The 19,646-nt window shown below is 38.8% G+C and carries 16 protein-coding genes, 1 other RNA gene and 2 pseudogenes; 17 read left to right on the top strand and 2 right to left on the bottom strand.

Going from position 1 to position 19,646, the window contains the following annotated elements:
- Window positions 1-94 precede the first annotated feature (94 nt).
- From J0J35_RS05360 to J0J35_RS11625, 8 genes and pseudogenes are all read left to right on the top strand, one after another.
- Entirely contained in the window at window positions 95-766 is a 672-nt protein-coding gene (locus J0J35_RS05360; protein WP_206915972.1) for a YoaK family protein, read from the top strand.
- Entirely contained in the window at window positions 763-1,497 is a 735-nt protein-coding gene (locus tag J0J35_RS05355) for an MBL fold metallo-hydrolase (RefSeq protein ID WP_206915970.1), read from the top strand. Before J0J35_RS05360 ends, J0J35_RS05355 begins: the two co-directional genes overlap by 4 nt.
- Entirely contained in the window at window positions 1,497-1,988 is a 492-nt protein-coding gene (gene tadA, locus J0J35_RS05350; RefSeq protein ID WP_086583383.1) for a tRNA adenosine(34) deaminase TadA, read from the top strand. Before J0J35_RS05355 ends, tadA begins: the two co-directional genes overlap by 1 nt.
- A 78-nt stretch (window positions 1,989-2,066) precedes the next feature.
- Window positions 2,067-2,527: pseudogene (locus J0J35_RS05345) on the top strand (hypothetical protein).
- A 53-nt stretch (window positions 2,528-2,580) separates the two neighbouring features.
- Window positions 2,581-2,679, top strand: an RNA gene (gene ffs / locus J0J35_RS05340) — signal recognition particle sRNA small type.
- Window positions 2,680-3,030: 351 nt separating this feature from the next.
- Window positions 3,031-3,411, top strand: a complete 381-nt coding sequence (locus tag J0J35_RS11635) for a hypothetical protein (RefSeq protein ID WP_242534000.1) — start codon at window positions 3,031-3,033, stop codon at window positions 3,409-3,411.
- Window positions 3,412-3,426: 15 nt separating this feature from the next.
- The gene (locus J0J35_RS11630; RefSeq protein WP_242533999.1) at window positions 3,427-4,194 is read left to right on the top strand and encodes a hypothetical protein; all 768 of its coding nucleotides are present in this window, start codon (window positions 3,427-3,429) and stop codon (window positions 4,192-4,194) included.
- Window positions 4,079-4,948, top strand: a complete 870-nt coding sequence (locus J0J35_RS11625; RefSeq protein WP_242533998.1) for a Cna B-type domain-containing protein — start codon at window positions 4,079-4,081, stop codon at window positions 4,946-4,948. The genes J0J35_RS11630 and J0J35_RS11625 overlap by 116 nt, the downstream gene beginning before the upstream one ends.
- A 108-nt stretch (window positions 4,949-5,056) precedes the next feature.
- Here the strand turns inward: J0J35_RS11625 and J0J35_RS11795 are convergent.
- Window positions 5,057-8,040: pseudogene (locus tag J0J35_RS11795) on the bottom strand (polysaccharide lyase 8 family protein).
- Window positions 8,041-8,393: 353 nt separating this feature from the next.
- On the opposite strand from J0J35_RS11795, the gene J0J35_RS05325 reads away from it, so the two are divergent.
- Both J0J35_RS05325 and J0J35_RS05320 read left to right on the top strand, forming a co-directional pair.
- Window positions 8,394-9,548 (top strand): glycoside hydrolase family 88 protein, encoded by a 1,155-nt coding sequence (locus tag J0J35_RS05325; protein WP_117518122.1) that lies wholly within the window; start codon window positions 8,394-8,396, stop codon window positions 9,546-9,548.
- Window positions 9,549-9,557: 9 nt separating this feature from the next.
- Window positions 9,558-11,345 (top strand): beta-galactosidase family protein, encoded by a 1,788-nt coding sequence (locus tag J0J35_RS05320; protein ID WP_206915969.1) that lies wholly within the window; start codon window positions 9,558-9,560, stop codon window positions 11,343-11,345.
- Window positions 11,346-11,370: 25 nt separating this feature from the next.
- On the opposite strand, the gene J0J35_RS05315 is transcribed toward J0J35_RS05320, so the two are convergent.
- Window positions 11,371-12,078: a GntR family transcriptional regulator gene (locus tag J0J35_RS05315; RefSeq protein ID WP_117518118.1), complete on the bottom strand. Its 708-nt coding sequence runs from the start codon at window positions 12,076-12,078 to the stop codon at window positions 11,371-11,373.
- Window positions 12,079-12,306: 228 nt separating this feature from the next.
- Between J0J35_RS05315 and J0J35_RS05310 the strand changes: the two genes are divergently transcribed.
- The 7 genes from J0J35_RS05310 (at window position 12,307) to J0J35_RS05280 (ending at window position 19,560) form a co-directional block, all read left to right on the top strand.
- Window positions 12,307-13,236, top strand: coding sequence for a PTS mannose/fructose/sorbose transporter subunit IIAB (locus tag J0J35_RS05310; protein WP_206915966.1), 930 nt, complete (start codon window positions 12,307-12,309; stop codon window positions 13,234-13,236).
- A gap of 1 nt (window position 13,237) precedes the next feature.
- The gene (locus tag J0J35_RS05305; RefSeq protein ID WP_019294114.1) at window positions 13,238-14,035 is read left to right on the top strand and encodes a PTS sugar transporter subunit IIC; all 798 of its coding nucleotides are present in this window, start codon (window positions 13,238-13,240) and stop codon (window positions 14,033-14,035) included.
- Window positions 14,028-14,852, top strand: coding sequence for a PTS system mannose/fructose/sorbose family transporter subunit IID (locus tag J0J35_RS05300; protein WP_019294115.1), 825 nt, complete (start codon window positions 14,028-14,030; stop codon window positions 14,850-14,852). The genes J0J35_RS05305 and J0J35_RS05300 overlap by 8 nt, the downstream gene beginning before the upstream one ends.
- A 173-nt stretch (window positions 14,853-15,025) precedes the next feature.
- Window positions 15,026-15,835: a gluconate 5-dehydrogenase gene (locus J0J35_RS05295; protein WP_206918121.1), complete on the top strand. Its 810-nt coding sequence runs from the start codon at window positions 15,026-15,028 to the stop codon at window positions 15,833-15,835.
- A 19-nt stretch (window positions 15,836-15,854) separates the two neighbouring features.
- A complete protein-coding gene (locus J0J35_RS05290; protein WP_206918118.1) occupies window positions 15,855-16,691 on the top strand; it encodes a hypothetical protein in 837 nt (278 codons plus the stop codon).
- A 55-nt stretch (window positions 16,692-16,746) separates the two neighbouring features.
- Window positions 16,747-18,507, top strand: coding sequence for a DUF2264 domain-containing protein (locus tag J0J35_RS05285; RefSeq protein WP_206918116.1), 1,761 nt, complete (start codon window positions 16,747-16,749; stop codon window positions 18,505-18,507).
- Between the two features lie 45 nt (window positions 18,508-18,552).
- The gene (locus tag J0J35_RS05280; protein WP_206918114.1) at window positions 18,553-19,560 is read left to right on the top strand and encodes a LacI family DNA-binding transcriptional regulator; all 1,008 of its coding nucleotides are present in this window, start codon (window positions 18,553-18,555) and stop codon (window positions 19,558-19,560) included.
- Window positions 19,561-19,646: the final 86 nt, after the last annotated feature.

Raw genomic sequence — 19,646 nt, 5'->3', positions numbered from 1 at the left:
CTTTTTGATGCAGCTCAAAGGGGCAAAAGTGGCCTATAGGAAATCAGCGAAACATAACTGTGCCAAAAGGATTTTAGAATGCTATAATAAGAATATGAATACTGAAATGAGAGAAAAACTAAGAGTAGCCTCGCTCTTAGCGATGAACGCTGGATTTATGGATGCTTTTTCCTTTTTCCATTTTGATGGGCGCTTCATCGGAATGCAAACGGGGAACATGATACAGGCAGCGGTTTATTTAGCCAAAGGAGATTTTGTACGTGTAGCAGATTTTATCATTCCTGTTCTCTTCTTTTCTTGTGGGGTAATTTTTAAAAACATTTATTCTTATTACTTAAGAAAGAAGAACAAGCCAGATACGGTTTATCTGCTTTTGTTACAGTGGACAGGCGTGACCGTATTTACCTTACTCTATGCTACGGTTTTAAAATTACCCGTTTCCATTTTTGTTGGCTTTTTATCATTCTTCATGGCCATTCAGCACGATACTTTCAGTAAAACAAGAGGACTTCCTTACGGAAGTATCATGATGACCGGAAATTTGAAATCAACCATGGTCAACTTAACGAATTACGCACTGACACACGAACAACGCTACTTACAAAACTTCCGTGTCTTCGCTAGTCTGGTCAGCGCCTTCTTCATAGGGACTATTTTAGGTACTTATAGTGCCGATATCTTTGGCAACTGGACTTTGCTTGTATCCAGCACATTTTTAATTATCGTTTACTTTATGTTAAGGTTTGAAAGAGAGGAGACAATATGAAATTAACAGCACTTGGTGTATGGGGCGGTTACCCCACACGGGATGCAGGAACAACTTCTTATTTATTACAAAGTGAAGAGGGATTTAATCTTTTATTGGATGCTGGATCACGTGCCGTGACGGAACTTGAGCATGAGCTTTCACCCAATGATTTGGATGCAATCATCTTGAGCCACTACCACGAAGACCACATAGCAGACTTGGGCGCTTTACGTCAATATCGTCAGCTACAAACAGTGAAACCAGAGATGTTGCCTATTTATGGTCATCAGGAAAATGAATACGAATTTTCAAAATTATCTTTGGAAAATGTCAGTGAGGGAATTGCTTATGATGTCGAAAAGGGCACATCTGTCGGCCCCTTTGATATTCAGTTCTTAAAAACAGTGCATCCTGTTATTTGCTACGCGATGCGTATTGTTGAGAGAGCGACAGGACAGGTCTTAATTTATACAGGAGATACGGGCTATTTTGCAGAACTTGTTGATTTTTCCAAAGATGCGGATATCTTGCTGGCTGACGTTTATTTCTTCAAGGATAAGGCCAAAATGCCTAACCACTTGTCCAGTGTAGAAGCAGGAGAAATTGCAGCACAAGCCAATGTGAAAAAACTAATCCTCACACATCTGCCACAAGTTGGTGATTTACAAGTATTACGTGAGGAAGCGCAAGAAGCAGCAGGAAATATACCGGTTGACTTGGCTCAACCCCATATGAAATGGACGGTATAATGGAGTTTAGTCAGCAAGAAAAAGAATATTTCATGCAGCAAGCACTGCTTGAAGCCCAAAAGGCAGCAGAAAATGAAGAAGTGCCCATCGGCGTGGTCATTGTACACGATGGTGAAGTAATTGGCCGCGGCTTTAACCGCCGTGAACTTGATGGCCGTGCTACTCACCATGCAGAAATTTGCGCCATTGAGGCTGCTAATGAAGCTGTGGGGAACTGGCGTTTATTAGACTGTGCTTTATTTGTTACTATTGAACCTTGTGTTATGTGTGCTGGAGCCATTGGTTTAGCCCGTATTCCACAAGTATACTTTGGTGCAACAAATCCCAAGTTTGGAGCAGCGGTAAGTTTGTATCAAATCTTGGAAGATAAACGGCTCAATCATCGTGTCACTGTAGAAAGTGGCATTTTAGAAACTGAGTGCGCCGATATCATGAAAGATTTTTTCCAACATCGAAGAAAGAGAAATAAAGAAAAAAAAGAACAGGTGTAACTGTTCTTTTTTAGAGGAAATTTCTGTAAGTTTTTGTTACCATAGACAAAGGATAAAATAGAAAAAAGAGGTCAACCCATGGTCGCCGAAAAAACTCCCGAACAGCGCTACAAAGAAGAAACAGCACCTTACCGCGCCTGGCTCAATAGTATCAGTATTCCTATTGGATTGATTGTACTTTTTATTGCTGTTTTCCTTGGATTTACGATCAATGCAGCAGGAGTAATTCTTGTTGTGTTTGCTATTATTACCCATATTGGTTATGTACGGCTTCCGCACCTAAAATCTGTCATGTAGCACCTATTCTTTATTATTTTTACAATGTACTGTCAATGTTTTATGTGATGACTCTCATCGCGCAACCGCAAGGAAGTATGCTTGTAGCTATTCTTTCTTTGATTAATTTCCTTGTATTGATTTTGGTGATTGTCTTTTATTTTATTGGAGCAAATGCTATCAAGAAACAATTTCCAACCATGAAAGAAGATTATGAACGTGCTGTGGAAGTTTATAAGGGACGGAAATTTTCAAGTAAATGATAAAATTCTTTTGATAAAGTCAAAGCTTGTCAAAACAAGAAGAAGTATGTTATAATAAATTTCGGAGCAATAAGTTTCTTACGAAGCGTGTCAGGACCTGACGGTAGCAGCACTAAGTATGGAGCTTATGTGCTCTTTTTTTGTTTAAGCAGTAAAAAATAAATATGGATTTTATATATAAAAAAGAGGTTACCAAGGGCTCTTTTTTATTATATTTTCTTTATATTTTATTTTTTTGTGTTGGTTTTTAAAATTCAAAAACTAATCTTAACTCATATATATCAAGTGTTGAAGCATATTTTATTATTGTGAAAATTAAAAAGGTGAGAACACTTTTTTCTTGTCTATAAAGTGGAAGTGCCACAGTAAGCCAAGAAAAGTGCCTTGACTCTACTATATATTTTTAATAAACTGAAAAAGCAGCATGAAAGAAGGTGGACAGTATTTAAAATTTTGCTGTAAAAAATAATTTTTAAGTAGTAGTTGTAATAAAGGGAGAAAAATTGAAGAGAATATTTAAATTATTTTTACTATTTTTGATTTTAATTTTTGTTGGAGGAGGGGCAGTTTTGGCTAAGGCTGAGACAATAGATTTCCCCTATATGAACGACCAACAAGGAAAATATATTAAAGATGGTGTTACAAATGGTAATACACATAATTATGATTATGGTAATGTAGCAGGCGTTTCTTTTGATAGTGAAGGTTATGTTAATTACGATAATAAAGCTTACGTTAAAAAAAGCGTAAAGGAAAATGCTGAAAAACAAGGTTTATTTGATGTCACCCTTGATGTGAAGGGAAATGATATTAATCCGCCACGTGATATAGATTTGGTTTTAGTTATCGACTTTTCATCTACAATGTCTGGCGAAAAACTCTAAAATACACAAAATGCAGTGCATCAATTTTTAACCAGTATTGCTGAAGTTTTGCAAGAAGGACATGTTCGTGTAGGATTGGTTTGTTATAATAGAAATCTTTACTCCACACAAACATTCTCCACAGATGTCAACTATTTAGATGATTTCTTGGTTAATGGAGCAAAGAGTCAATCTGGAACCTTTACTCAAAAAGGACTTATTGAAGCAGAACGTATGTTTACGGAAGATGGGCGTGGAGATGCGGAGCATATGTTGGTTCATATCGGGGATGGAAGTGCTAACCGCAGTTATATTCCTGCTCCAGATGCTGTTGAGTATCCTAATAATGGAGAACTTATCGACTATAATGGCTACCATACCTCAACATATCATGAAGATTTTCAGACGGACTCACCTTTGTACCACACCACAAGTGCTGGTTCAGATACAAATGGGATTGTAGCGAGTAAAAATGTTATTAATGATGACACTTTGGGAAGTGTGATGAAGCTTAAAAAGAGTGGGGTAATTTGTTATTCAGTCGGCGTAGCACCTTCTGGAAGAGGAGAGTATATAGCGAAAAATATTTCCTCTAATCCTTCAGGATATTATACAATTGATGAAAATCTAGAAGGATTAGCAGAAGTCTTTAAGAACCTGCAAAATAATATTTTAAAAACTATCCCTAATGGAACGATTACAGATCCGATGGGGGAAGGTATCCTCCTACAGGGTTCAGGATATAAAAGTTACAGAAGCAAATCAAACAATTTCAGTTTCTTCAATTGCACTTGGAAGCGATGAACGTATTACTTTGAGCTATCAGGTACGTATTGATACCGAAAATTCTGATTTTAAGGGAGATAGCTGGTATCTGTGTAACGGGAGAACGACTTTAGATCCTAACAAATCAGGCGAGGAATTAGATTTTCCGATACCATCAATAAAAGCACCAAAGATTTCTTTAGATGTTGAAAAAGTTTGGGAAAATATAGATAAAAATCAAACACCTGATTCTATAGAATTTATTGTTACACGTCAACAGGTAACTTCTGAGACATGGACATCAAGTGATATCATTAAACTCACAAAGGAAGAAGGCTTTAAGCAAGAATATAAAACTTTAGAGGTTAATGCTCAAAATGTTGACTTACCGCTGTATAATAATAATGGTGATGACTTTACTTACCAAGTTGAAGAAATAAAAGTACCAGATGAGTTTCAAAGTACAGTTACTCAAAATGGAAATAATTTCACAATAAAGAATACATTTATTGGAACAACCACAGAACCCCCAACAACCACAGAACCCCCAACAACCACAGAACCTCCAACAACCACGGAACCCCCAACGACAGAGTCCTCAACTACAACAGGATCTTCATCAGAGATAACAAACTCAACTTCAAATGAAGATACGAAGAGAGATTCGAAGCATTTGCCAAATGCTGGAGAAAAAGTTACAAAGACAGCTCTAGTTGGTTTGTTTTTCATTATCCTCACATTGATTTTCGTATTTGTAAGAAAATTTATGTTAAAAAATAAGGAAAAAAAGTAATATAAAATAAAAAGACATCAGAAATTTCTGATGCTTTTTTATTTGAAGGTAGATTAGGATTGGGAGTTATATAAATTAAGGAAGAGAGCACCTATTAAATAAAGAAAATCACTCCACAACAATTTGTTTAGCACTCCCCGCACTGCCCGAAAAGTCAATGCTTAGAGTGTTTGTAGCTTCATCAAAACTTACGCCGTCACTCATCGAAAGGATATGCTTGAAATCTTTTGGCAATTGGATATGAGCAGTTTCATTGGTTTGCGTGGGATTTACGATTGTGTATGTGGTTTGGGTTTGCTTGGTTTGTTTTAACAAGGTAATCGGCTTGTCTGTAGTGATGTCTGCTATGCTTCCTCCTGTGGTAGCCCAGAAATTAATTCCTAAATAGCCAGCGGTTTCCATTTGCACAGCTTGGATACTTTCGGTGTTTGCAAGAATTTTAAGAGTATTATCTTGGGTATAATGTTTAATCTTTTCTTGCGTTGCTTCAGGAAGAATAACATAAGCATAGTTTGCATTTTGAGGATGCTGCCCGTGGTTTATCAGGAATTTGCGATATTCGCCACTATAAGTTTTGTCACTTGGAAAGGCACTATTGATAGCGGCGTAAGTTCCTGTTCTTTTTTCACTTTGCACAGTGACGTCTAAAGAAGTTGGAAAGTAATAACCAATCGAAGCATTTTGATAGTCAGACTGCAAGAGGAGCCAATCTTTTTTACTTTCTTCAGAAGCATCAGTGATATTCCCCTTATTTGAAATCACTTGATAGTGATATGCGTCATTAAGAAGACGGTTGTCCACGACCGTTTCGATGGAAGCAGTTGTGTCACCACTAATTCCCGCACCTAAGGCAATGGTCTGGTCTTCAAGAACAAACCATGATTTTTTAGCACGAAGATTCATGGGAAGGACGGTACCGTTGTTTTTAGTGCCTTGCTTATTAAGCGCCATACCCATAACGGCTTGATTTTCTGCAGCTGCTCCACCGACCCATGTTTCGGGAGAAGTTACGGTAGTAAAGGATGAGTTTTCATCTTGAAGCGCTACAGTATCTACGGTTGTCCCAGGTAAACGATAAGGATCAACCGTTGGCCAGTAACTATTACCAAATTGGACACCGTCGTTATTATAGAGATAAAACATGCCATCAGCTGTATGCCAGCCACGTTTATTTTCACCATTTCCTGCTTCAAAAGAAGAGGTGAGGTTGGAGTATAGACTCAGGCTTGTCATGTAATTTGGATTACTTTGAACAAAACGATCCATTGAGGCGAAGACTTTTGTTCCCGTAAAGGGGAGCATATCTCCAGTGATTGCAGTATTTGCCATTAAAGAAAGTGTCAGCTGTAAGTCATTATAGTCCCTCGTGTTATTGAGATAATAATCAGGATTGGTTTGCATCCAGTATTTCACTGCTTCTTGCAGCTTCTTTTGACTTTCTTCGGATACTAAGTTAGCAACGATAAGCAAATTATACATCGTGGTTGAACCGTAGCCGACCTGTGTATCTTTCGGAGCGCGTGAGATTGAGCGTCCATTGACACCTGGAAGCATCGTTCCTTGATAGATGAGAGGGATAAATGATTGTTCAACAGTAGAGACAAAGTTTGAAACAGTTTGACTGTCCATTTCAAAGCTTGAACCTTTGGTGGTAGCGAGGATTTGTCCGACACCTTTCACAAGAACATTGCCGTAAGAACCGGTATAAGGGATGTTATTGTGCTGAATAAAAGAGCCATCAGGATAAAAGCCGTCTCCCTTGGTTACTGTTTGAAAAACTTCTTTAATACTGTTTGATGCCAGCTCGATCTTACTTTCATTTTCTTGTAAAATTCCTAAACCAAGCACAGATAAGGCCAAGTCTGTTCTATTTGATTTGCTCCAGTGGTTGAAAAATTAGGAATGAAAGCCAGATCAACAAATACATCCTGTGATTTCGTATAGAGTTGCTGATAAGGATTGGGAACATAGGACTGGATTGCCTTGCTATACTCTTGTATTTTATCTGATGGTAGCTTATCACCAAGGATCATTAAGCTACCAATAAATTTTTGAGGAATACCAACCTGCCAATCCCACCAATTGCCATAGTATTTCTGACCATTGTAGCCCTTTTGACTTACCATAAAATCAAGTCCAGACTGAATATCAGCGAGCAGTTCGGAATTAAGATAGTAATCTGTCCCCTTAGTGCCATAAGCCTGTGAGAGAAGGTAGAGATTAGAGAATTGGGTCGTCAGATTTGCAGAAGGTGTGTCCCCAGCTTTCAAAGGCCACAGCTCTTTTCGATCAGGGCTACGATTCATACTTTGGTAAAGGTTTTGAGCATTCTTGGACAAATTATTCATATATTTGACAAGTGGAGCATTGTTAGAATCATAATTTTCAGTGATTAGTTGTTGCTTCCACTTGTCACGTAAGCTTATAAATTGCTGCGTATCTAAAACTTCAGGGATACTGTTCACTTCGCCAGCTTTCAGTGATAAGAGCGACAGCTGACTCAGATTACCAAAAAGACGTAAACCTGTGGCTCCGGTCCAGTCCCCATCGATGGTTGACCCATCGCTGTAAGTAACATGGGGATTATCATAGATTATCTTGGCGTTAAGGTAAGCTTTAACACTCGTGCCCTGATAACGTAGAAGTAGCTTATAGGTCTGTCCGATCTCAAGACTTTGACTATGGATATCTGTTATCCATTTGCCTCCTGGCTGACCAAGCTGCCAGTTTCCGTTACTCATATAAGCAAAGGACTGATAATTTTTGGTGTTTCCTGCGCCAGCACGAAAGACAAGTCCAAAATTTGTTTGTCCCTTGTATACAAAAGTTATTTGAACATCACCAGAACTACGGTTTCCTGCATCTGTATTAAGCGAAATACTCTCATAACCTGTACTTAGCTTTTGATTAGCTATATTCAGCTGTCCTTGAGAGATTCTTTTATCTGCTTGGCCAACCAAATCTTTCCAAGTCCCAAGCTGATTACTGAAATCAGAAGTATAGCTCTCCGCTGTAGCTCGTTGACTGAATGTGAAATTTACCGAAATGCTCACAAGTAAGAAAGCAATAAAATAAAATAGTTTTTTTGTCATTTCATATTCTCCGTGTATTTATTTATATTCCCAATGCTTGTTTTAAAGTACAATAAAAGAGACTTAGAACAGTTAATCTAAATCTTTTCAATATTTACTTTTAGTCGCTCCTTTTCTTTATGATAAGCAGTATAATTTAACATGTTATATTATCTATGAGTAAGTATATAGTATGTTAAGAAGATTGTCAACTTATTAAGATAACGCTTACTTGCGCACTATTGAGGGATAATAAATTTTTAGGTAATAAATATCTCGGCTGTAGTTTTTTCTTGGACCATCAAAAATTTCTTGCTATTTTGTCAAGTAAAAGTTATAATATAACATGTTAATATATTAAGAGGGGTTAAGTTATGAATACGAATAAGAAAAAATTAATTCAGCTCGGTCAGAATATCGACCAAGCTTGGCTGGACAATCAAATAAAGAAAATAATTGTAAAAATTGAAAGAAACATGGAGCGTTTTGGTGATGGTTTTCCTTCGGCTTGTGCTACAGATGGGAAATATCGTATCAAGGGAAATGACGACTGGACCAATGGATTTTGGACAGGAATGATAGCTTTGGCTTATGAATATACAGGGAATGCAAAATTCTTACATCGTGTCGAAGCCAACATGGAAAGTTTCCAAAAGAGATTAGACGATCATTTTGTGTTAGATCATCATGATATCGGGTTTCTATATAGTCTGTCAGCGGGGGCGGCTTATAAGTTAACCGGAAATGAAACTTATAAAGCGACTTTACTTCAAGCTGCGGATGTCTTGCTTCACCGTTTTCAAGAAAAAGGTAATTTTATTCAAGCTTGGGGCAAGTATGGCGATCCTAAAGAATATCGTGTCATTATTGATTCATTCATCAATCTTCCCTTACTCTTTGCAGCAACAGAATATTCTGGCAAAGCAATTTACAAAGAAGTAGCGCTGAAGCATTATGCGACTTTGCTCAAAACAGTTTTCCGTGACAATGCAAGTACTTATCATACTTATTATTTTGATATCGAAACAGGACAACCAGCATATGGAGCTACACATCAAGGACATAGCGATACGTCAACTTGGGCACGTGGGCAGGCATGGGCTATTTTAGGAATTCCGCTTAATGAAAGTTATATTCATTCCGCTATTTTTCCTGAGGTATACCCTTCTGTGGTAGAAGTTTTCTTGAAGCATTTGCCTCAGGATCTTATTCCATATTGGGATTTTGATTATACAGATGCAGAACCATCTGCTAAAGACAGTTCAGCAGCAGCTATTGCAGCGTGTGGCTTCTTAGAAGCTGCACAGCAAAAAGCTTATCCAGAAGCAGAGGGTATGGCTAAGGGACTCATTTATCAGTTGGGAGAATTTTATACTGAGGCAGCAGATGGAAATGAAGGCTTGTTGCAACATGGGGTATATGCTTTTGCAGAAGGCAAAGGTATTGATGAACCTAACCTCTGGGGCGATTATTTCTATTTTGAAGCGCTCATGCGCTTAGCGAATGACAAATGGAACCGATATTGGTAAGGAGAAGTAGTGAAAACATTTCAAATAAAAGAAGAATTTATGCTGGATAATAAGCCAGTTAAAATAATAAGTGGTGCTATTCATTACTTTAGAATTCCCCAAAGTCAGTGGGAAGACAGTCTTTATAACCTGAAAGCACTTGGTGCAAATACTGTAGAAACTTATATTCCTTGGAATATTCATGAGCCTGAAGAAGGAGTATTTGATTTTGAAGGCATGAAAGATATTCGTGCTTTCGTTAAATTGGCTGAAAGTTTAGGGCTCATGGTTATTTTACGACCTTCAGTTTATATCTGTGCCGAATGGGAATTTGGCGGACTTCCAGCCTGGTTGCTGAAGGAATCAGAAATGCGTCTTCGTTCCACAGACTCACGCTTTATGACCAAGGTGGAAAACTATTTTAAGGTATTACTTCCATATCTTTCACCTTTACAAATCACTGCAGGTGGTCCTGTTATCATGATGCAAGTTGAAAACGAATATGGTTCTTATGGGATGGAGAAGGATTATCTTCGCCAAACGATGGCACTTATGAAAAAATATGGGGTTAATGTACCCTTGTTTACTTCAGATGGTACTTGGCAAGCAGCGCTTGATGCGGGTTCTTTGATCGAAGATAATGTTTTGGTTACAGGAAACTTCGGAAGCCGTTCGAAAGAAAACGCAGCAGTGCTCGCAGGATTTATGAAAGAACATGGTAAAAAATGGCCGCTTATGTGTATGGAATATTGGGATGGTTGGTTCAATCGTTGGGGAGAACCGATTATTAAGCGTGATCCGCAAGATTTAGCAGATGAAGTTAAAGCCATGCTGAAGCTTGGTTCGCTTAATCTTTATATGTTCCACGGTGGGACCAATTTTGGCTTTTATAATGGTTGCTCTGCGCGTGACACGGGAAATTTACCGCAAATTACTAGCTATGATTATGATGCCTTGCTCACAGAGGCAGGAGAGCCTACCGCCAAATATTATGCTGTTCAAAAAGCGATCAAAGAAGTGTGCCCAGATGTTTGGCAAGCGCAGCCCCGTGTCAAAAAAATTGCAAATCTTGGTTCTTTTAAAGTTTCAGAGAGTGTGTCTTTATTTAAGACTAAAGATAACATGATGAAGGCTTTAACAACCGCTTATCCTCTCACTTTAGAAGCAGCAGGTACAGGCTATGGTTATATGCTTTATTCTACTGTCTTAAAAAATTATGGTAAAGAGACTAAACTTAAGATTGTTGAAGCTAGCGACCGTCTCCAAATCTATCTTGATGGTCAACATAAACACACACAATACCAAGAAGAAATTGGGCAAGAAATATTGCTGGATGTAGCGGAAAATCAAGAAGAGATTCAAGTGGACTGTTTGGTAGAGAACTTAGGTCGTGTCAATTATGGTTTTAAGTTTAATCATCCAAGTCAGCAAAAAGGTATACGTGGTGGCATGATGCATGACATACATTTTCACCAAGGTTATACACAATATCCTTTAGATTTCTCTGCGGAGCAGTTAAGTGGAATTGACTTTAGTGCAGGTAAAAATCCAGCACAGCCTTCTTTTTATCGCTTTAATATGAGCTTGGATAAGGTGGCAGATACTTTCATCGATTGCTCGAACTATGGCAAAGGTGTTATCATTGTGAATGGTAAGAATCTTGGTCGTTATTGGAACCAAGGGCCTGTGTACAGTTTATATTGTCCGAAGGACTTTCTTCATGAAGGAGAGAATGAAATTCTTGTCTTTGAAACAGAAGCTGTAGAAATTACCAGCTTAAACTTTTCAAGTCAGCCAGTATTTGATACTCTAAAGTAAAAATAAAACAAAGTAAAAGTGGATGCTATTCGGCATCCACTTCTATTTTTGTTTTGAAGTATTTCCAATGTTTGTAGCTGACGATATATTCAGCAACACTCTTATCTACAAGATAGGTGTGTTTAACCTGCTTGACCACAGGTTCGCGGAAGCTTAAGTTGAGCGCATTGAGCAACTCACTTTCATCTGGAAAAATAATTTCATTTGTTTCAACAGAGGACATGGAATAAAGATCGATACCAAAGTCTTTGTTCACTCGCTCATAGACACTCGAATAGTCTTCTAAATGATCTGATACAGGCTCCTTGACTAAAGTTTTTGGAAGGTGTGTAAAGTGTAAGAGAAAGGGGGTTCCATCAAAATAACGTACCCGAACAATCTTATAATAACTTTGGTCTGGACTAAGTCCAAGCTCTTTTAAGATTGAAGGTTCACTTTCCTCTTTTATTGACAGAACTTTGACAGTTTCGTGATCTTGAGAATGCAATTCGATATCTGAGAATTTAACATTTTGGGAAATTTTCGATTTAGAAACGTAGGTACCTTTTCCTTGAACACGGTAGAGGTAACCTGCACTTGTTAATTGGTTTAAGGCTTTCACCGCAGTGATAGAACTTACTTCATATTTTCGTTTAATATCGGCTTCTGAATAAAATTTATCCCCAGGGATAAATTTATGATTTTTGATTTCAGATAATAAGTCTTGTTTGATTTGTTCATACTTTGGAATCAATAGAAATACTCCTATCTATATAACTTATATTAGAATGATAACATGTTAAGTTAGAATATGCAAGCTGTATATACAAGGCTTTAGAGTGCGCTTTAGGGAGCTTTTTACAAAAAAATATGTAACCGTGTACATTTTCTCTTGACAAGCTACTTAATATGTTATATACTGATAATGCAAGAAGATAACATGTTAAATAAAAGAGCGCTTGCGTGATTGATAAGGAGTCAAATGAGAAACATAGTATTGATTAGCCATGGTTCGATGGCTGCCGGGGTGAAAGAAAGTCTCGAGATGATCATCGGACGGCAAGAACAGATGCATGTGGTATGTATGCCCGAGGATAGTGATAATATCCAGTTTGAACAAGAGTTACTAGAAAAAATGCAGACCTTAGAGGGTGAAACTTTAATTATTGCTGATTTACTTGGAGGAACACCTTGTAACGTGGCGTTAAAGCATTTTACCGATAATGATGATGTTTCTATCATCGCTGGGATGAACCTCTCTCTTGTTTTAGAAGCAGCAGTGAGTGATACTGCGTCCGCTGATGATTTGGTTACTTCGAGCAGAACAACGCTGGTTAATGCGAAAAACTTGCTGAATGAAGCAAAGGCACAAGAAGCAGTAACGCTTAATATGGCAGATTATTCTGAGTACCAAGGTAAAGCAAAGATTGTTAACACGCGCATTGATGAACGCTTGATTCATGGACAAGTGGCTGGGATTTGGTCTTCAAGTTTGGGGACACAACGCATCATTGTTGCAAATGATGAGGCAGCTGCCGATGACTTGCAAAAATCATCTTTACGCATGGCTTGCCCATCAGCAATGCGACTCTCAGTTATTCCCGTAGCCCAAGCAGCAGAAAATATCAATGCGGGGAAATATGGCTTACAACGGATTTTTCTTCTCTTTAAAAAACCTGCCGATGTTTTAAAATTTATTCAAGCAGGGGGGAAACTTGAAAGTCTTAATGTAGGGAATATGAGCTATAAAGAAGGTTCAAAAGAAGTCACAAAGAGCATCAAAGTCATGCCAGAAGAAGAAGGTATCTTCCAAGAAATTGCTGCTGGTGGCGTTAAAATCACAGCCCAATTGGTTCCAAGTGAGCCCGCCATTGACTTTATGGAAAAACTTAACAAAATAGGAGAACGATAAAATGCATTTAACAGTCCTACAAATCATTTTAATTACAATTTTTGCCTTTATTGCTATCAATGATTCATTGATTTCGAATTCGTTGACTCAGCCAGCTATTGCCGGTATGATTTCTGGTTTAATTATGGGAGATTTGAAAACTGGTTTAATGGTTGGTGGTACCCTTCAACTTATGCGCTTAGGTATTGCAGCATTTGGTGGAGCTTCTGTACCTGACTATTTCACAGGTGCCGTCCTTGGTACAGCATTCGCTATTATTTCAGGAAAAGGTGCAGCTTATGGTATTGGTTTAGCTGTTCCTGTGTCACTTCTGATGCTCCAACTTGATGTTGTGGCACGTTTCTGTAATGTCTTCCTGCTTCACAGAGTTGACAAAGCTATTGATAAAGAACAATACGGCCGTATTCCACGTTTGGTTCTCTCTGGTTCATTTCTTTGGGGACTATCTCGTGCTATTCCCATCTTACTCATGCTGATCGTTGGTGATGCTGCTGTAACAACCTTGACCAATGCAATGCCTGAATGGTTGATGACTGGTCTTCAAGTTGCTGGGGGCACATTGCCTGTTGTCGGTGTGGCGATACTCTTGCGTTATTTGCCAACGAAACAATATATTCCCTATCTTATGGTCGGTTTCTTCCTTGCAGCATATTTACAAGTTCCGATGATGGGGATTGCGATTGTCGGAGTAGTCGCAGCACTCTTGGTGTTCAAACGTGACAGCGCAAAGCCTGCACCAGCTGAGGCAGGCACAACAAATGGCCAAAACTTTGAAGGAGGCTTTGACGGTGATGAATAACAATAAAGAAGTAATTACAAAAAAAGATTTAAATAAAATTAGCTGGCGTTATATCTTGGGAAGTCAGCTCAACTGGAACTATGAACGTATGATGAGTTCAGGTTATCTTTATGGCATCATGCCTGTTCTGAAAAAGCTTTACAAAGACGATAAAGAACTCAAAGATATGGCTAAAACGCATAACCAATTCTTCAATACCAATGCTATTTTTGGTAATTTGATTATGGGGATTGATGTAGCCATTGAAGAAAAAGAAGGTTATAAAGCGAAGGAAACTGTGGCGGCTTTGAAAACGGCCCTCATGGGATCACTTGCAGGTGTCGGAGATTCACTTTTCCATGTTATTTGGGGAACAATCTTTGGTTCTGTTGCAGGAACTTTAGCTCAGCAAGGTTCGACTGTCGGCTGTCTCCTTTGGATTGCTGCAAATATTGCCTTGCTCTTTGGTCGCGCTGCTTTACTTCCACTAGGGTATAAACAAGGGGTAAAATTAGTAACCACATTAAAAGATAAACTCTCTGCTTTTACTAATGCGGCAACTGTTCTGGGTGTGACTGTTATTGGTGCCTTGATTCCAACGGTTATCAAGGTAGCTACGCCACTGGTTTACACAAATAACGGTGTCAAGTTAGAAATGCAAGCAACATTAGATGGAATCTTGCCAGCCTTAATCCCAGTTTTGCTCACATTGTTAACTTACTGGATGTTGGGCCAAAAGAAATTGAACTCTACACGTGTTATCTGGTTGGTTTTAATTTTCACGATTGTTCTCAGTGCACTTGGCATTCTAGGTTTACCTGTGCCACCAGCAAAATAAAACACCACACACATTGTATAAGGCATTCGTCTTGCACGGTGTGTGAAGAATTTTCGGATGACTTACCTCACTTACACAATTCCGAGTCATTGGAAAATTTTTCATAGACCGTATAAGAACAGAAGGTTCATATTGCATATGGACCTGCTTTTTAATAAGAAAAGGAATAAAAAATGACAGATAATATTTTAAAATTATTCAGCATGAAGGGAAAAATAGTCCTCATCACTGGAGGGGCACATGGGATTGGATATTCTCTTGGTATTGCTTATGCCCAAGTAGGTGCAAAGATTGTTTTTAATGCCAGACATCAAGCGGGAGTAGAAACGGGTTTAGCAGCTTATGAAAAAGAAGGCATTAAGGCATATGGCTACGTCTGTGATGTCACAGATGAAACAGCAGTTGCGACTATGATGCAACAGATTGAAGCAGAAGTCGGAAGTGTAGATGTTCTGGTGAATAACGCGGGCATTATCTCACGACTACCAATGCTTGACATGACAGCGAGCGATTTCCGAAAGGTTGTAGATGTTGATCTCACAGGTCCTTTCATTATGGCGAAAGCCGTTCTTCCTGCGATGATTAAAAAAGGAGGCGGCAAGATTATCAATATTTGCTCCATGATGTCCGAGCTAGGCCGTGAAACTGTTTCGGCATATGCCGCAGCCAAGGGCGGTTTGAAAATGCTGACTAAAAATATCGCCTCTGAGTATGGTGAATATAATATTCAGTGTAATGGTATCGGCCCAGGATATATTGCTACCGAACAAACGAAACCACTGCGAGAACGACAAACAGATGGTTCTCGTCATCCTTTTGATGCCTTTATTATTGCGAAAACCCCGGCTGAACGTTGGGGTAAACCGGAGGATTTACAAGGTGCAGCTGTCTTCCTTGCTTCAGATGCTTCCAACTTTGTAAATGGGCATATCCTATATGTCGATGGCGGTATCCTTGCCTATATTGGCAAACAACCCGAATAAAGAAATGAGAACCAAAAAAATGATGAAAATTGAACTGCTTAATAAGGACAAAGAAAATATCTCTGGGAAATTTGACCATGAGAAAGAGCATGCGCCATTTATGGCTCAAGGAAACCAGCTTTGTACACTAGGAATCAAGGAATATGTGTATCAGATGGGAGATAAGATTCGTGTGACAGTAGATGATGTTCCGGGCTATTATATGGTTCAGATGGATGAAACTCTTGCGCCATCATTCCTTTATTTTACTCAAGAAGAATGGTTATATGAAATCCCTTTAACAGAAAATCTGCGAAAGTCTTCTGTGGAGACGGCATTCAAATCCGCACGCCATAGCTTGACCGTGCGCAAAGCCCATCCTTTTGAAATTTCAAACTATCAAAATCTTTCTTTTAATGCGCATGATCAAAAAGAAAACACAGGCGTGTATCCGCATGCTTCGGCCAATGTCGAAACACGTGATGAATCAGTTTTTTTCGCGAAAAATGCCATAGATGGTAAATGCGCTAACCTATCACATGGTTCATATCCTTTTGCCTCATGGGGAATTAATCAGCAGGCCGATGCGGAATTAACCATTGATTTTGGTCGATATGTTGAAGTGGATCAGCTGAGCTTACTTTTCCGCTGTGATTTTCCACATGATAGTTATTGGCAAAGTGTTGAAGTTACATTTTCAAATGGTAATTGTATGAGCTTTGACACAGAAAAGCAGGCAGAGTTTCAAAACTTTAAATTTCCGACACAGCAGACCACTTTTATCAAACTGGATCATTTAAACAAGGCACAAGATGATTCGCCCTTCCCTGCGCTAACCCAGATTGAAGTTTTTGGAAAAAACAAGCCTGTTCAATAAGACTATACCTATCCCTTGCAAAGTCATGGGATATTTTCATCAGAAAAGAGATAAAATGCGAGAAAAGAAATTAAAAGCTTTAAAATGGGATTCTTATGAAGAGATCACGCAGGGGGTCAAACTTATGCTTGAACCGCTCAAAGTAAAAATGAATGGTTCTGGTCATATCGACTTGGGACACAATCACGGTGCTATCTATGATGAAGAGACAAGTCATATGGAAACCTTTAGCCGTTTGGTCTGGGCGATTGGTCCTTATCTTAGTCAAAATGAAGATGTTTTTCTCACAGAAGAAATGCGTGCTTCCTTTGTAGCGGGAACAGATCCTACAAGCAAGCATTATTTTGGCGTGCTCGCCAACTATGACCAAAAATTTGTCGAAATGGCAGCTTTAGCGACCTGTTTGCTACTCAATAAGGAGACCATCTGGCAGGACTTTAGTCTGCAAGAAAAAGAAAATATAGTCAACTGGTTCCTTCAAATCAACCAACGAAAAATCCCCAAAAATAACTGGCGTTTTTTCCGTATCTTGGTCAATGTCACCATGAAAAACTTGGAGATGCCTTATTCTCAAGAAATAATCGAGCAAGAGTTTGCCTTCATTGACAGCTGCTATCAAGGGAAGGGATGGTATTGTGACGGTAAGGCAAGTCAGGTGGATTATTATATTCCGTGGGCATTTCATTACTATAGCTTGCTCATCTCAAAATTTTTAAATCCTCATGATGATGCTGAACGGCTTAAAAAGATTAGGGAAAGGGCAACTTTATTTGCGCAAGATTATCAGTATTGGTTTGACCGAAAAGGACGAGCAGTGCCTTTTGGCCGAAGCTTGACTTATCGTTTTGCACAGGGCGCTTTTTGGTCAGCCTTAGTTTTTGCGGATTTGGAAGCTTTGCCTTGGTCAAATATTAAAGCACTCTTTTCAAATCATATGCAATCCTGGTTTCGTGAGGCTATTTTTACTGAAAATGGCATTTTAAATGTTGGTTACGCTTATCCCAATCTCAATATGGCTGAAAATTATAACGCAGCAGGTTCACCTTACTGGGCTTTTAAAGCATTTTTACTCTTGGCAGTTGATCGTAAACATCCTTTTTGGCAAGCCGACAAACAGTTAGCACGCTTATCACGTAAACGAATCGCCTCTAAAGAAATGCGAGCCTTGATTGAACACAGTGCCCATTCGGAGCAGGTTATGTTTTATCCAGCTGGGCAGTTCATCGAAAATCAGAGTCATGCACCAGCCAAATATGGTAAGTTTGTCTATTCGACACAGTTTGGTTTTAGTGTACCCAAAGGCGCTTATTTTTACGCTGAAGGCGCTTTTGATAATACCTTAGCGCTGAGTGAAGACGGGCTGTACTTTCGAGCACATGCCCAAGATGATTCTTTTGAAATCTTCGAAGATCGTGTGGTGCATTACTGGTCACCCATGCCAGCCGTTCACATCAAAAGTACGATTATCCCTTTAGGTCAAGCGCATCTGCGTATCCACGATATCCAAACAGACAAAGTATTGTGTGTAGCAGAAGGCGGTTTTTCCACAACGATTGAGGAAAGCTCAACTTTTTCTGATAATAAATTTGCCCAAATAGACACGCCATTAGGGAGCAGTAGTATCAGAGCAATCAAAGGCTATGACGAGGCAGACATTGTTCGGCCAGAAGTGAATACCAATGTGTTGTATCCACGCAGTATTTTTCCTTGTCTTCAGGGGAAGATTCAGCCCGGTCAACATCGCTTGATAAGTCTCATAACTGGAGCAGTGATGCAGGAGCAAGATTCAAAATGGAGCACAGTAAGTGAAAAATAACTTTTTTCTTATTATTTTTTTCAAAGTATCGTATAATAAGGGCATATGACTAAAAAAGTAACGATCAACGATATCGCAAAGTTAACTGGGGTATCAAAATCAACTATATCCAATTTTTTAAATGGTAAATTTGCAGGGATGTCAGAAGAGACACGGCAACGGATTCAAGATAAAATTGAAGAGCTCGACTATCGTCCGAACCGTCAAGCGCGTGCTTTAAAGTCAAGTTACTCTTCACTTATCGGGATTTCAGTAACCGACATTTCCAATCTTTATACATCACGTTTATTAAAAGGGATGATGGAAAGATTGCAAAACACCAAGTACCATACGCTTATCATGAACTCGGACCTCGATGAAGAGTATGAACAATACAATATCGAAAAATTACTAGACGAGAAAGTTGACGGTATCATCCTTCAACCTCTTAAAGCTGCAGCGACGGATTACAAGACGATTGATTCAGACTTGCCTTTAGTCCAAGTTGACCGCTATCTTCAACCCCTTATTTGGCCAGCTGTTATTTCTGATAATGGTGAGCAATCAAAAAAATTAGCGGAAAAGATTGTCAAAGAAGGTTATCAAAGGATTGTCATCTTAACACCGCCAATACAGAATTCTTCAACTCGTCTCAAACGCTATGAAGGAATTACCGAAGCAATAAAAGATACGGATATTGAACTGGAAGAAGTATTTACTGAAGAAGTTAAAGACCTCTTTACTAGTGATCCAATGATTTGGGAAAAAATTGAGCCTTTCTGTAAAGACGATAAAAAGACAGCCATCTATGCCTTCAACGGCGGTCTGCTTTATGGTGCTATTAAAATTCTGAAAGATAAGCAAATTGCTGTGCCAGAACAAGTGGGAGTGGTAGGTTATGATGATGGAGCTTTGGGAGAGCTGATTAGTCCAGGATTGACTGCTATCGTTCAGGATCCCGTAAAGATAGGCTACACATCTGCGGATCTTTTGGTCAAAAATATTGAAGCCAAAGCGCAAAAAGCAGAACTTACAGTCGTTGACTCAGATCTAAAAATCAGACATTCACTATAAAAATATCAAAGGAAAAATATCCTTTGGTATTTTTTTATTTTTTTTACTTGACAAAACAACTGAAAGCGAATACAATAGATGTTAGT

Source organism: Lactococcus sp. LG606 (assembly GCF_017309645.1).
In the GTDB taxonomy this organism is placed as follows: domain Bacteria; phylum Bacillota; class Bacilli; order Lactobacillales; family Streptococcaceae; genus Lactococcus; species Lactococcus petauri.
The sequence above is the reverse complement of the archived record's forward strand: the minus strand, read 5'-3'. Positions and strand labels throughout refer to the sequence as shown.